We start from the raw sequence: 13,204 nt of genomic DNA on the forward strand, positions 1-13,204 counted from the left end.
AGGAGGGCTGGTGACCCTTTTAAAGGTTACTGAGCCGTCCAGCCACCATCCATATTCCAGGCCGCTCCACGTACTTCAGAAGCATCTGGGCTGCAAAGGAAAACAGCTAGTGCCGCCAATTGCTCTGAGGCCACAAATTCACCGGAGGGTTGTTTCTCAGACACCAAGGCTTTTTTGGCCTCTTCATTCGAAATTCCTTCACGCTCTGCCCGAGCATCCACTTGCTTTTGAACTAAGGGAGTCAAAACCCAACCAGGGCAAATCGCATTACAAGTAATCCCCGTTTTGGCATTCTCTAGAGCAGTCACTTTGGTTAAGCCAACAATGCCATGCTTGGCAGCGACATAAGCTGATTTTTGAACTGAGCCAACCAAGCCATGAACAGAGGCGATATTAATAATGCGACCCCAGTTGCGCTGCTTCATTCCAGGCAAGGCATGATGAGAGGTATAAAAAGCTGAGCTTAAGTTGATGGCAATAATCGACTCCCAATTATCTGCTGGAAAGTCTTCGATATTCGCTGTGTGCTGAATACCCGCATTGTTAACTAATATATCTAGCGAACCAAAGCGTTTTTCAGTCTGCTTGATCAGATCCTCAATCTCAGCAGGCTTACTCATATCAGCACCGTGATATTCCACTTCAACACCACAAGCTTGGATAGCAGCAATGGCGGCATCTTTTTCACCAAAGCCGTTCACCATAATATTGACACCCTGCTTTGCTAAACCAATAGCCATTGCCAAACCAATGCCACTAGTCGAGCCAGTGACAAGAGCTGTTTTACCTTTTAAATGGGACATATTTTTATTCGCTATATCAAGTTAATCGTGAATCCCCAGACTGAGGATTCACGTATGGTCAAATCTTGATGTTACAGGATGCGTAAACTCCTTTGATACGCGGAATGTACTAATTTAGAAGTACGCTAAATTAGACTTTTCCAAGCGCCTTGAGAATCTTTTCGCACGTGATAGGCTGGTCAAACACTGCAGCATTTAAAGGTGCCAGAGCATCATTAATCGCATTCTGAACCGCCCCAGGGGCACCGGCAGTTCCAGCTTCGCCAGCACCTTTTGCGCCTAACTTAGATGACTGAGTTGGAGTCTCAACGTGGGCCACTTCAATATCCGGCATTTCATTAGCCATTGGTACTAAGTAATCAGCCATACTGCCATTCCGCAGTAGGCCACTTTCGTCGTAGATACACTCTTCGAAAAGGACGCCGCCGATACCCTGGACAATTGCGCCACGCACTTGCTCATCTACCAACATGGGATTCAATACCCGGCCACAATCCTCAACTGCCCAATGTTTTAGAAGCTTTACAAATCCGGTATCCGGATCGACTTCAACATAAGAAGCTTGAACGCCATTAGTAAAAATAAATGGATATTCTTTTTGAGTGTAATGACGTGTCACCATCAAATCAGCCGAAAATCCTACTGGCAAAGTATCTGTACGGAAATAACCTATTCGCCCAATCTCACTAAACGGTAAGAGCTGCTCACCGCTAGCCTTATCTAAAACATGACCACGGCGGACGGATAACTCTTCAGGTGATCTACTCAAGATTGCACCAGCAAGCTTTAAGATATTTTCTTGAAGCGCTTGGCAAGCTAACAAGACTGTCTCACCACCTACACCAGCGCCACGTGAAGCCCAGGTACCGCCACCGTAAGGAGTCACATCGGTATCACCAGTAATGATGCGCACATCTTTAATCGACAGACCAACGGCATCGGCAGCAATTTGCGCATAAATACCTTCAGTACCCTGACCCTGCTCACCAACACCGATCAATATCGATACAACGCCGCTTGGATCTAAACGTGCAGAGGCACCATCCTGAGATGCGATGCGCGCACCACCGACCCCATAGAATGCTGGACTTGGGTTAGTTAGCTCAATTAATGTAGCAAAACCAATCCCGCGATAGATGCCTTTTTTACGCAACTCCGCCTGCTCTTTACGCAAAGCAGAATAGTCCATCATCTTTTCGATAGTTCGCAAGCACTGCTCGTGCGACAACACTTCCAACTTGATTCCGGAAATTCCCGAGCAAGGGTATGCATCATCAGGAATCACATTGCGCTTACGAAACTCCAAAGGATCCATATTTAACTTTTGAGCCGCCAAATCAACCAAGCCCTCAGTCACAGCACAGGCAATTGGGTGGCCTACGCCGCGGTACTGGCAGGTAGGCGTTTTATTCTGAAAGACCACATTAAGTTTGGCACGATAGTTCTGATGCTTGTATGGTCCGCCAACCAAGTTCACTACCTGGTTACCTTCGATTGCACTAGTTCTCGGGAACATAGAGTAAGGGCCAATCGCCGTGAGATCGTCAATCTCAAACGCCAAGATATCGCCCTCTTTATTGGCTGCAATACGTCCTTTAATCCGATGCTCACGCGCATGAATATCACTCGTAAATGATTCGAGTCGATCTGCAACAAACTTGACTGGGCGATCCAACATCATCGCTAAGCCCACCGTTGCAAAATCATCAGGATACGCATGCACCTTGATACCAAAGGATCCGCCTACGTCTTTACAAATGACATGGACATCAGACTCTGACAGGCCAAACTGACGGCAATATAAATCTTGCATCATGTGAGGCGCTTGTTGCGAGTGATACACCGTGAGACGACGATCGCCGGGATTGTAATCAGCGATTTGGCAACGAGGTTCTAAAGTTACGCCCGTATGTCGACCAAATCCAAAAGTAGCTTCAGCAACAATATCAGCTGTTGCAAACACTTCATCCACCTGACCAACATCCAAGGTGCGGGTAAAGCAAAGGTTGTCCCCAAGCTCAGGATGAATGACCGGGATATCTGCATCCAATGCCGTTTCCATTGAAACTACTGCAGGCAGCTCTTCCCACTCAACATCAACGAACTGCAAAGCATCTTCTGCTTGTGCGCGTGTCTCAGCAACTACAGCAACTACAGGCTCACCTTGCCAGCAAGCCCTATCAATTGCCAATGCATATTGAGGAGCGGATTTCATACCCGCAAGGTGGCCTAAGGTGGCAACCCATGGCTTACAAAGTTCGGCCATTTTCACGCCATCGACAATGGCCAGAACACCAGGCATCTTGCTAGCTTGTTCAGTATGAATTTTTCCAATTTTCATATGCGCTACTGGCGAACGCCAGTAAACAACATGACCCATTCTTGGTAGCTGAATATCATCTACATAAGTGCCCTGACCCTCGATGAGTCGACGCGCCTTGTGTCGGGGTTCACTACTACCGATATAGCGCTGGTCATTGGTTACTGGATCAAGAACCAATCCTTTAAGATCTACTGGCTTATTCATAATCAGTTTTCCCAGTCTTCTTAAGCGAGAGCAACAACGGGTTTAATTTTTTCACCTTTGGCACGAGCTTCAAGCACGGCCATGATGGCGTCTACTATGGAGTGGTAGCCAGTGCAACGGCAATAATTTCCAGAGATCCATTCACGCACTTCTTCACGGGTCGATTTAGGTTGTTTTTCTACTAATTCAGCTGCAGCAAGCAACATTCCAGAAGAGCAGAAACCACATTGCATTGCGTTATGGCGCATAAAGGCTTCCTGCAGATCTGCCAACGCTCCGCTCTTGGTTAATCCCTCAATTGTTTCAACTACACAACCATTGGCTTGTACAGCCAAATACAAACAACCGCGAATAATTTTCCCATCCACTTTCACCGTACAGGCACCGCAAGCACCCTGTTCACAGCCAAGGTGCGGACCTTTGAGATGGAGATCTTCTCGCAAAAAATCCACCAAATGACGACGGGGCTCAATTTCAGCATTAACTGTCAAACCATTGACGGTCATCGTAATTTTCTTCTTTAAGCTCATTAAAATCTCCGAACTAGATTTATCTTTTTATGTATTGATTGCTCAAGCAATTAAATGCTTTAAGCCACGCTCTAATAAAACACCAATAAGATGTTGCTTAGTTTCTGCACTGTTGGTGATATCCGCAAACGATTCAATCTCTTCTCTTGCAGCAGCAACTGCATTTTTAATTAATTCATCACTAAGAGGCTTACCATCCACCAAGGCTTGCGCCTTTTTCGCCATGATCGGCGTAGCGCAAACAGAGAAGAATGTAAAAGTGCAGTCACTCAGAACGTTGCCTACCTTATTAGCAACTAAGGCTAAGCCCGCAATCGCATAGTCTCCATGGCGACGAGCTAGTTCATGGAAATAAAAAACTTGATTACTGGTCGCAATCGGCATTTCTGTTGCTATGAGAATTTCATTGGGCTCTAAGGAAGTGGTGTAAAGATCAATGAAAAAGTCTTGCGCTGAAATGCGACGCTCTCCATCAGGACCACCAATCAACATGGTTGCATTAAGCGCCAAACTACAGGCAGGCCATTCAGCCGCAGGATCACCATAGGCCAAAGAGCCGCCCCAGGTGCCTAAATTGCGGATTGCTCTGTGCGCGATGTGAGGAGCTGCAGCCTTAAGAAGTGGTGCATGCTGCGCGATTAGTTTGGAGTCTTCAATCTCGGTATGGGTTACTAATGCGCCAATACGTAATTGATCTCCGACAATTGAAATGCCTTTTAATTCATCTAAATTCGTGATGTCAATCAGCATACTGGGCTCAGAAAGACGCAAGTTCAAGGTAGCTAAAAGCGTTTGTCCACCCGCAATCAATTGCGCATCTTCACCCGCTTCGGCCAACATTGCAAAGGCCTCGCTAAGAGCCTTCGGTTTTGCATAATCAAATGCTGCTGCTTTCATTGCGTCTCCTTCACTACTTTTATATTGACATCGCCTCGCATTACTTATTCTTGCGGGTCCGACTCTAGTGGCACTACTTCACCACCCAACTCTTTCGCAAATCGCTGGAAAAAATCATCCGCAATCTTTTTAGCAGAGGCGCTAATGAGTCGCCCACCGATTTGCCCAAGCTTGCCGCCAATAGAGGCCTCAGTCGTGTAGGAAACCAGAGTCCCACCCTCGGCAGGCTTCAATTCAACACGTGAACGACCCTTTGCAAATCCCGCAGCGCCACCCGAACCCTCAAAAGCCATGGAGCAGGACTGATCTGGAATGACGTCACTTAAAAATAACTTTCCCGAAAATCTAGCTCTGACGGGTCCAATTTTGAACATCACCTTGGCATGAATCTCCTCTGGAGAGACTCGACTGATTTCCTCGCAACCTGGAATAGACTTTGCTAGCACATCAATATCATTCAAGCCCTTCCATACATCTGGGATTGGGGCTGCAATGAGCTGCTCGCCATTTAATTCCATTACATCTCCTCGGGGTTTGTACGAATAGAGTCTTATCTACCAATTGCTCAACAATGTACCATTATTTAACTTTTGGTCAATAAGGCCAAATTCGGATAAACCCTGATGACAATGAGTTTCGAACGAGACAGCAGCACGAGAAGTAGCATCGCTTCTGAAGGCGCGCCATCTACTGCGCCTGCACGTCGCAGAATGAGCACTGCGGATCGTAAGCGTCAGATTTTGGATCGTGCCATCCAGTACTTTGCAAAGCATGGAATTGATGGCCAACTCAGAAACTTAACAAAGGGATTGGGTATTACCCACACCCTGCTCTATCACTACTTCCCCACCAAGGATGCTCTAATCAAAGCAGTCTATGAAGATGTCTTTGAGTCACGCTGGAAGCCAGAGTGGGAGCAACTGCTCGATGATAAGAATCTTTCTCCTGAGGAAAAATTTAATGCCTTCTATATCGACTACTCAAACACAGTACTGACCTATGATTTTGTACGTATTTTGATTTTCTCGGGCCTAAGCGATCATTCAATTAGCGACCGATTCTTTGAGTTATTGCGCGATCGCCTATTACCGCGCCTTATCCGGGAAACCCGTAAACACTGTGGTCGTAGCTCGCGCAGCAAGCCTTCGCAGCGAGAATTGGAATTTTTGATGGGCTTGCATGGCGGCATCTTTTATATTGGTATGCGACGTTGGATTTACGGGCAAGCCATTTATGACTCTGGCAACCCGCATACCGAACAAGAAATTATTCAAGATCGTATTAGCTCTTACCTCACTTCAGCAAAAACTTTATTCAATACTGGTAAAAAATAAAATGACGAACTTAAGCCTAAATCACTTCTCCATTCGTAGCCTAGAGATTGAACAAACCACCAAGTTTTACTGCGAGGTCTTTGGATTCACGGTTGGCCCTCGTCCAGATTTTCCTTTCCCGGGCGTCTGGCTATACAACGGCGATCCAAACGATTGGGCTAACGCAGTTGTTCATCTGATTGCAATTGATAAGAACAATCCTAATGGCTTGAAACAATATCTCGGGGAACGGGATCCCAGTTCACTCTATGGCTCAGGTGCGGTAGATCATATTGCCTTCTTTGCCGAGGGACTAGAGGCCAAACTGGCATTGCTGGAAAAGCTAGGCGTACCTTGCAGACAGCGTACCGTACCCGCAATTAAATTACACCAAGTGTTCATGGATGATCCTAATGGCATTGTGATTGAACTGAACTACCCTGCTGCAGAAAAGGCGGCGCTAGATGCCAAGGCTGCATAGGTAAAGATGGCCAAAATACTTGTCATCGGCGGATCTCTTGGCGGCTTATTTGTAGCCAATATATTGCTGCGCCAAGGTCATGATGTCACCTTGCTAGAAAAAGCAATTGGCTCCTTAGATGGGAGAGGCGCTGGAATCGTGACTCATGACGCTCTAGCAGATGCCTTGAGTCAAGCAGGTATTCAAGTTGATAACAGCCTGGGGGTTGCTGTATCAAAGCGAGTTACCTTGGGCGTTGATGGGGAGAACCTAGGTGAAATGCCGCTCCCGCAAATCTTGACTTCATGGAGCCGTCTGTACCACCTATTAAAAGAGAATTTTCCAAGCGAGCGTTACTTGCAGGGGAAGAATGTCAAAGTGGTGACGCAGGACTCTCATAGTGTTCAGGTCAGCTGTGAAGATGGAAGTACTTATCAGGCAGAACTCCTGATTGCATCAGATGGAATACGCTCAACGATAAGATCCCAAGTGGCACCAGATATTCAGCCTGAATACGCAGGGTATATTGCGTGGCGTGGAGTGTGTGATGAGAATAATTTATCCAATTACACTCTTGATACCCTATTTAATTATTTTGGCTTCTGCTTACCTAATGGTGAGCAGATGCTGGGTTATCCAGTTGCAGGGCCCGGCAATGACACTAGACCTGGCAAGCGTCGCTACAACTTTGTTTGGTATCGGCCCGCATCCGAAGATGATGAACTAGTCAAGCTCTTGACTGATGCAGATGGGCACTATTATCCGACCGGCATCCCACCGCAAAAAGTCTCATGGAAACATATTGCTGAAATGCGCACAATTGCCCGCGGTATTTTGGCGCCGCAATATGCAGAAATTTTAGAAAAAACACCCTCACCTTTTTTGCAGACCATCTATGACGTTCGTTCGGAGCAAATAGTCTTCGGGAGGATTGCCTTAATGGGTGATGCTGCGTTTGTCGGTCGACCTCATGTTGGCATGGGGGTAACCAAAGCAGGTGATGAGGCTATGGTAATTGCGCGTCACATCGCGGCCTTAGGAGCAACTCCTGCAGCACTCGAAGCCTATAGCAAGGAGCGTCTTGAGTTTGGTCAACAGGTTGTTGCAAGAGCGCAGTATTTAGGGCGCTACATGCAAGCACAGGGCAGCAAAGGTAGCAGAGATAACAATAGCCTTCGTAGAAATGCAGATACCGTTATGGCAGAAACAGCCATCGATATCAGTACTTTGTTGGCGACTGGAAAGGCAGTCCCGGAGACATATTAATTAAAACCCGCTGTAGATTTTCGTATTACTAGAAGCATTCAGTTAAGATTTATGAAATACGAAGTAGTCCCATTAACAAACTGCTTTAAATGGAGGAGATAACCATGAAACAAAAAGTAACGAATCAAACAAGAAGAAAAATGTTGATCGGCGGAGCTGCTGCTGCAAGCACTCCACTGTGGATGAATGTAGCTAGTGCCCAGTCTGAACCAATTAAGATTGGTTTTCCGACTCCCTTAACAGGACCATTTTCTGCAGAGGCACAAGATCAAGTAAAAGCAGCTGAATTAGCGATCAAAGAATTTAATGATGCCGGTGGCTTTAATGGTCGCAAAGCCGAACTTTTGGTTCGTGATGACAAACTCAATCCAGGTGAAGCTGCAACGCGCACTCTCGAGTTGATTGAAAAAGATAAGGTGAATTTTGTTGTCGGCTCACTCTCTGCTGCAACCCAACTCTCTATCAATGCTGTTTGCAAAGAGCGTAAAGTTCTATTCAATTCAATTAGTCAGTCTGATGCGATTAACGAGGTGAAAGATTGGAGTGTTTACACATTCCATGAGGCACTCAATCCAACGATGACAGCAGGTGCAGTGGCACGCTACTCCATCCCTCGTTTTGGCAAGAAGATCGTATTCCTCACCGCTGACTATGCTTATGGCCACGAGATGGTGCGTGCATTTGAGCGTGCAGGTAAGGAAATGGGCGCCACAACACTGGCCGATATTCGTCATCCCTTAGGTGCATCTGATTACTCCGCATTCTTGCCGCGCATTAAAGCCTTAAATCCTGACATCTTAGTACTTTGTAACTTTGGTCGTGACCTCGTCAATGCAGCCAAACAATGCACTGACTTTGGCTTGAAGTCCAGTATGAAAATTGTGACGCCGGTCTTGCTCTACACTGCTCGCCTTGCTGGTGGACCAGAGGCGTTTGAAGGAATTGTCGGTGGCACCTCTTACTACTGGGGCCTCGAGGATCGCATCCCAACAGCCAAGACCTTTAATGACGCATTCCGCAAGATGTATAACGGTTCAGTGCCATCAGACTACGGTGCACTGGGTTATGCCGGAGTCAAGACAGTTCTCGCTGCTGTGAAGAATGCTAAATCTACCGACACAAATAAGGTAATTACCGCATTAGAGAATCTCAAGTATGACTTTTATAAAGGTCCTGAGTACTATCGCAAGTGCGACCACCAAGCAGTCCAAACGGTCATCATTGTGGAATCAAAATCAAAGAATATGAAAGATAAATATGACGTCTTTAATATTCTGACGATTGAACCAACTACCGAAAAGAATATGCGTAGTTGCGCAGAGCTAGGCCACAAGGCTTAAATCTGAAATTCCAGGGCAGATCATCTGATTTGCCCTGAGCACCTCCCCTGATAGCAATAGCCGAAGGGGAGTTTTTCTGAGTATATATATGACCGGTCTTACATTTGAACTTCTCTGCATGCAGCTACTCACAGGAATTGCCCTGGGTAGTATCTACGCACTGTTAGCACTGGGCTTGTGCCTTATTTTTGGCATGCTCAATGTAGTGAACTTTGCACATGGCGCTTTCTTCATGGTTGGCGCATTTATGGGTGTCTATTTTTTAGGCGTCACTGGGAACTTTTGGTTCAGCTTGATTCTCACGCCGCTTGCTACTGGAGTTCTGGGTTTGGTTACTGAGCGATTCTTGGTGCGCCCCCTTTACGGTCGAGGTATTGACTATCCACTGCTCCTCACCTTTGGCTTGTCCTATGTACTAATTGAGGCAATGCGTGTTACTTTTGGCATCGAAGGTCTGCCTTCCGTTACTCCTGATGGACTCAAAGGAACTCTCGATGTTGGCATTGGATTCTTCCCCAAATATCGTCTATTCCTGATTGCGGCTACAGCAATTATCATTTTTGCAGTCTGGTTTTTCATTCAAAAGACTCGTTATGGTCTCATTATTAAAGCAGGCGCTGCCGACCAAGAGATCGTCAAGGTACTTGGCGTGGATATTGCTAAGGTGTGGTTAATGGTATTTGGACTAGGCTGCGCAATCGCTGGCCTCTCAGGAATACTAGCCTCGCCTACTCGCTCCGTTAATCCAGAAATGGGAATTCCGATCTTGGCAGAATCTTTTGTCGTGACAGTTGTTGGAGGCATGGGCTCAGCAGTCGGTGCTGTGGTCGCGGGTCTATTGGTTGGCGTGGTTTACAGCATGACCTCCTTATTCTTCCCAGAACTTGCGGAGCTTTCGATCTTTGTTCTGATGGCAGTAGTACTCTTAATTCGCCCACAGGGTTTATTTGGTAAAGCGGGGGCGATGGGTTAATCCCCTGAATATTTATGAAATCATTTTTCCAACTCATTGCGCGCCATCGGGTGCTAGCGAGCAGCCTCTTCTTGATGGTTTTTCCTTTCATCATGCCGTATGAAGCGCTAGCTATCAATATCTTGATCTTTGGCTTATTCGCCATGGGATTCAATCTCTTGTTCGGCTACATGGGATTGCTATCCTTTGGACATGCAGCCTTCCTAGGTATCGGCAGCTATCTCACTGGTATTGGGATCGTCCACTACTCCATGTCCTGGGGCACAGCAATATTGGTTGGTGTTATTGGCGCAGCTATCGGCGGTCTGATTATGGGCTTTCTAGCCATTCGCACCAGAGGGATTTACTTCTCCATGGTGACTCTCGCATTGGGTCAAATTGTGTTTTATTGCTTTTACAAAGCTGAGAGTTTGACTGGCGGGGAAAATGGCTTAAGAGGGGTACGAGTTGACACATTTAACATTCTTGGCTTTCCAGTTGATTTTTTGAATCCCATAGTGAAGTACTACATCATTCTCTTTTTTGTAGTCGTCGCTATGTGGCTCATATCCCGAATCTTGAGTTCACCCCTTGGAGCAGTCATGGAGGCGATTCGCGAGAATGAAAAACGTGCCGCAGCCTGCGGCTTTGATGTCGCCCGCACCAAACTATTAGTCTTTGTGTTGTCAGCCGCAATCTGTGGCTTAGCGGGCTCCTTGCGCGCTCTGCACCTTTCAATTGTTCCGATAGATTCACTCCACTACCTTCAATCCGGACAAGCGGTCATGATGAGTATTTTAGGAGGTATGGGTACTTTCTTTGGTCCATTTATTGGTGCCGCTGTCATGCTCTATTTAGAAGATGTAGTCACAACCTTCACCAAGCATTGGATGGCTGTTATTGGACTGGTATTTATGTTCTTCGTTCTGTTTTTCCCTAAAGGAATTTGGGGAACCATCTTGAGCAAGCTAAACCTCAATCAGGATTCGAAATAATGAGTAGCTCAAATCAAACCCCAATTCTAGAAGCTCGTAATGTCAGTAAGAGCTTTGGGAAATTTAAAGCCTTACAAAATGTCTCAACCTCATTTATGCCCGGCTCCCTTACGGCGATCATTGGACCTAATGGCGCAGGCAAAAGCACTTTCTTTAATGTTCTTAGTGGCGCGTTTCCACCATCTAGCGGCCAAATCTTATTTAACGGCAAAGATATTACCGGTATGCAGCAATATGAGTTTGCCCGTATTGGCATCTCCAAGAGCTTTCAGATTACCAATGTATTTAAGCAGCTTACCGTTCATGAAAATGTGCGCGTTGCTGCCCAAATGGAAACGGCACGTTATAACTTTTTACGTAACGCACAAAGTTATCCAGGTCCCATTGAGCTTGCAGACCAGTTTTTGCGTCGCGTCAACTTAGAGCATCTCAGAAATAAAAAAACGGGGGACTTAGCTCATGGTCAACAGCGTGCGTTAGAAATTGCGATGGCCCTTGCCTGTAATCCCAGCCTTCTTTTACTAGATGAGCCAACCGCAGGCATGTCTCCTGAAGAAACACTTGTCATGATGGACCTCATTCGCACACTGGCAAACGAAAGAACGGTGATTTTGGTTGAGCATAAGATGAAACTCATCATGGGTTTATGTAAACGCATCATTGTTCTCCATCATGGAGAGTTTTTAGCTGAAGGCACTCCAGAAGAAATTCAAAATAATGCAGAAGTACGACGTGTGTACCTAGGTCAAGGTTAAAGAAGGTTTATATATGTTGCGTGTAGAAAATTTAAATGCCTGGTACGACCGCAGTCACGTTCTGCAAGGCGTCTCCTTAGAGGTAAACAGCGGTGAAATCGTTACCTTAATGGGCCGCAATGGTGCCGGCAAGACTACAACCTTACGCTCGCTAATGGGCCTACTATCAAAGAGAGAGGGTCAAGCTTCTATTGATGGCACTTCTTTCTTGGACCTTGCTGCGCATGAGCGCTACCACTTAGGCTTAGCTTATGTCCCAGAGGATAGACGTATTGTTCCAGGATTAACTGTTAAAGAAAACTTAGAGTTAGGCGTTATTGCCAAAAAAAGTCGTGGCGATATGAGTGCCCTGGTTGACGAAATCGCAGAAACTTTCCCTCGCCTGAAGGAGCGATTACAGCAGGACGGCACTTCGATGTCTGGTGGTGAGCAGCAGATGCTAGCCATTGCTCGCGCCATGATTGCCAAACCAAAAGTGATCTTGCTGGACGAACCATCAGAAGGAATCATGCCAGTACTAGTTGAAGAAATGTTTGAGCTGTTTGCCAAACTAAAGCAGCAAGGCCTAACTATTCTGCTTGTGGAGCAAAATGTTCAGCAAGCGCTCAAGATTTCCGACAGAGCTTACATTTTGGATCAGGGTGAAATTGTTTTTCACGATACTGCTCAAAATCTTTTGAATAACGACGAGATTCAGCAAAAATACTGCGCCGTTTGATCTCTCTAAGTTTCACCTAGATTAGCCGCAGCCAATGTCCTAATTGGTGCCATACGCTGGTGGGTACCAAAGTTAATAACCAAGTCATTGTGAGATAGCGCAGTAATTTACCAATAAACATGTAGATTAAGCATGGGCCCCAGGCCAGCCTAAGCCAACCTGCCGCCAAACATAAGGGGTCACCAAAGCCAGGCAACCAAGATAGTAAGAGCATTTTTGGTCCCCGCTCTTCTAGCCAGCGCTGCATTCTGCCATTGCTAGGCCCTTTAAGGGATTCAAAACTGTTACGACTAATGAGCCCAAGCCACCAATCCAACATGCCGCCTAATGTATTGCCGATAGTGGCAACCATAATAGCGATCCAATATAAATGGGGATTAACTGAAACGTACCCGAACAATATGGGCTCGGAGCCAACAGGCAGCAACGTTGCGGAGATAAAAGCGCTGATAAATACCGCTGGCAAACCAATCGACGGCATCTCGAAGAAGTCAAAGAATTGAACGAGCATTTGCTCCATTAATTCAGAACTCCGGACAGGTTAGCAAGTAAACGCCTGGGCATCCCCTCAGTATGCCCTAAGAGGCCTCCAAACTAGTCATGCTCAGGAGTGTGGCACCTATTTTCACTCGCCCGTAATTCTGAATT

At 46.3% G+C, this 13,204-nt stretch carries 14 protein-coding genes; 8 read left to right on the forward strand and 6 right to left on the reverse strand.

Features of this window, described 5'->3' with window-relative positions; genetic code table 11:
- Positions 1–26 precede the first annotated feature (26 nt).
- The 5 genes from C2759_RS06405 to C2759_RS06425 form a co-directional block, all read right to left on the reverse strand.
- Positions 27–803: a 3-hydroxybutyrate dehydrogenase gene (locus tag C2759_RS06405; RefSeq protein WP_215353973.1), complete on the reverse strand. Its 777-nt coding sequence runs from the start codon at positions 801–803 to the stop codon at positions 27–29.
- 130 nt (positions 804–933) lie between these two features.
- Positions 934–3,330 (reverse strand): xanthine dehydrogenase family protein molybdopterin-binding subunit, encoded by a 2,397-nt coding sequence (locus tag C2759_RS06410; protein ID WP_215353975.1) that lies wholly within the window; start codon positions 3,328–3,330, stop codon positions 934–936.
- A 20-nt stretch (positions 3,331–3,350) separates the two neighbouring features.
- Positions 3,351–3,860, reverse strand: a complete 510-nt coding sequence (locus tag C2759_RS06415; RefSeq protein ID WP_046330362.1) for a (2Fe-2S)-binding protein — start codon at positions 3,858–3,860, stop codon at positions 3,351–3,353.
- A gap of 42 nt (positions 3,861–3,902) precedes the next feature.
- Positions 3,903–4,757 (reverse strand): xanthine dehydrogenase family protein subunit M, encoded by an 855-nt coding sequence (locus C2759_RS06420; protein WP_215353976.1) that lies wholly within the window; start codon positions 4,755–4,757, stop codon positions 3,903–3,905.
- Positions 4,758–4,801: 44 nt separating this feature from the next.
- Positions 4,802–5,275: a CoxG family protein gene (locus tag C2759_RS06425; protein WP_046330364.1), complete on the reverse strand. Its 474-nt coding sequence runs from the start codon at positions 5,273–5,275 to the stop codon at positions 4,802–4,804.
- 105 nt (positions 5,276–5,380) lie between these two features.
- On the opposite strand from C2759_RS06425, the gene C2759_RS06430 reads away from it, so the two are divergent.
- The 8 genes from C2759_RS06430 (at position 5,381) to C2759_RS06465 (ending at position 12,556) form a co-directional block, all read left to right on the forward strand.
- Positions 5,381–6,091 carry a TetR/AcrR family transcriptional regulator gene (locus C2759_RS06430; RefSeq protein WP_251366928.1) on the forward strand — a complete coding sequence of 237 codons (711 nt, stop codon included), beginning with the start codon at positions 5,381–5,383 and terminating at the stop codon, positions 6,089–6,091.
- Between the two features lies 1 nt (position 6,092).
- On the forward strand, positions 6,093–6,551 hold the full coding sequence (locus C2759_RS06435) for a VOC family protein (protein ID WP_215353978.1): 459 nt from the start codon (positions 6,093–6,095) through the stop codon (positions 6,549–6,551).
- A 6-nt stretch (positions 6,552–6,557) separates the two neighbouring features.
- Positions 6,558–7,796, forward strand: a complete 1,239-nt coding sequence (locus C2759_RS06440; RefSeq protein ID WP_215353980.1) for an FAD binding domain-containing protein — start codon at positions 6,558–6,560, stop codon at positions 7,794–7,796.
- Positions 7,797–7,900: 104 nt separating this feature from the next.
- Positions 7,901–9,136 carry an ABC transporter substrate-binding protein gene (locus C2759_RS06445; RefSeq protein ID WP_251366929.1) on the forward strand — a complete coding sequence of 412 codons (1,236 nt, stop codon included), beginning with the start codon at positions 7,901–7,903 and terminating at the stop codon, positions 9,134–9,136.
- Between the two features lie 88 nt (positions 9,137–9,224).
- Complete coding sequence (locus C2759_RS06450; RefSeq protein WP_215353982.1) at positions 9,225–10,109, forward strand: branched-chain amino acid ABC transporter permease; 885 nt, start codon at positions 9,225–9,227, stop codon at positions 10,107–10,109.
- Positions 10,110–10,123: 14 nt separating this feature from the next.
- Entirely contained in the window at positions 10,124–11,083 is a 960-nt protein-coding gene (locus C2759_RS06455; RefSeq protein ID WP_215353984.1) for a branched-chain amino acid ABC transporter permease, read from the forward strand.
- A complete protein-coding gene (locus C2759_RS06460; RefSeq protein WP_215353986.1) occupies positions 11,083–11,838 on the forward strand; it encodes an ABC transporter ATP-binding protein in 756 nt (251 codons plus the stop codon). Before C2759_RS06455 ends, C2759_RS06460 begins: the two co-directional genes overlap by 1 nt.
- Before the next feature lie 13 nt (positions 11,839–11,851).
- Positions 11,852–12,556 carry an ABC transporter ATP-binding protein gene (locus C2759_RS06465; RefSeq protein WP_215353988.1) on the forward strand — a complete coding sequence of 235 codons (705 nt, stop codon included), beginning with the start codon at positions 11,852–11,854 and terminating at the stop codon, positions 12,554–12,556.
- 16 nt (positions 12,557–12,572) lie between these two features.
- Here the strand turns inward: C2759_RS06465 and C2759_RS06470 are convergent, their stop codons facing one another.
- On the reverse strand, positions 12,573–13,076 hold the full coding sequence (locus C2759_RS06470) for a YqaA family protein (protein WP_215353990.1): 504 nt from the start codon (positions 13,074–13,076) through the stop codon (positions 12,573–12,575).
- Between the last annotated feature and the right edge of the window lie 128 nt (positions 13,077–13,204).

The sequence above is a fragment of the Polynucleobacter sp. MG-Unter2-18 genome (assembly GCF_018687675.1).
In the GTDB taxonomy this organism is placed as follows: domain Bacteria; phylum Pseudomonadota; class Gammaproteobacteria; order Burkholderiales; family Burkholderiaceae; genus Polynucleobacter.

What these genes read in the sequence shown, in the direction of transcription:
- C2759_RS06470 (WP_215353990.1), bottom strand. Translation starts at nt 13,076, where the DNA reads ATGGAGCAAATGCTCGTTCAATTCTTTGACTTCTTCGAGATGCCGTCG.
- C2759_RS06430 (WP_251366928.1), top strand. Translation starts at nt 5,381, where the DNA reads ATGACAATGAGTTTCGAACGAGACAGCAGCACGAGAAGTAGCATCGCT.
- C2759_RS06415 (WP_046330362.1), bottom strand. Translation starts at nt 3,860, where the DNA reads ATGAGCTTAAAGAAGAAAATTACGATGACCGTCAATGGTTTGACAGTT.
- C2759_RS06410 (WP_215353975.1), bottom strand. Translation starts at nt 3,330, where the DNA reads ATGAATAAGCCAGTAGATCTTAAAGGATTGGTTCTTGATCCAGTAACC.
- C2759_RS06435 (WP_215353978.1), top strand. Translation starts at nt 6,093, where the DNA reads ATGACGAACTTAAGCCTAAATCACTTCTCCATTCGTAGCCTAGAGATT.
- C2759_RS06420 (WP_215353976.1), bottom strand. Translation starts at nt 4,757, where the DNA reads ATGAAAGCAGCAGCATTTGATTATGCAAAACCGAAGGCTCTTAGCGAG.
- C2759_RS06440 (WP_215353980.1), top strand. Translation starts at nt 6,558, where the DNA reads ATGGCCAAAATACTTGTCATCGGCGGATCTCTTGGCGGCTTATTTGTA.
- C2759_RS06465 (WP_215353988.1), top strand. Translation starts at nt 11,852, where the DNA reads ATGTTGCGTGTAGAAAATTTAAATGCCTGGTACGACCGCAGTCACGTT.
- C2759_RS06455 (WP_215353984.1), top strand. Translation starts at nt 10,124, where the DNA reads ATGAAATCATTTTTCCAACTCATTGCGCGCCATCGGGTGCTAGCGAGC.
- C2759_RS06405 (WP_215353973.1), bottom strand. Translation starts at nt 803, where the DNA reads ATGTCCCATTTAAAAGGTAAAACAGCTCTTGTCACTGGCTCGACTAGT.
- C2759_RS06425 (WP_046330364.1), bottom strand. Translation starts at nt 5,275, where the DNA reads ATGGAATTAAATGGCGAGCAGCTCATTGCAGCCCCAATCCCAGATGTA.
- C2759_RS06450 (WP_215353982.1), top strand. Translation starts at nt 9,225, where the DNA reads ATGACCGGTCTTACATTTGAACTTCTCTGCATGCAGCTACTCACAGGA.
- C2759_RS06445 (WP_251366929.1), top strand. Translation starts at nt 7,901, where the DNA reads ATGAAACAAAAAGTAACGAATCAAACAAGAAGAAAAATGTTGATCGGC.
- C2759_RS06460 (WP_215353986.1), top strand. Translation starts at nt 11,083, where the DNA reads ATGAGTAGCTCAAATCAAACCCCAATTCTAGAAGCTCGTAATGTCAGT.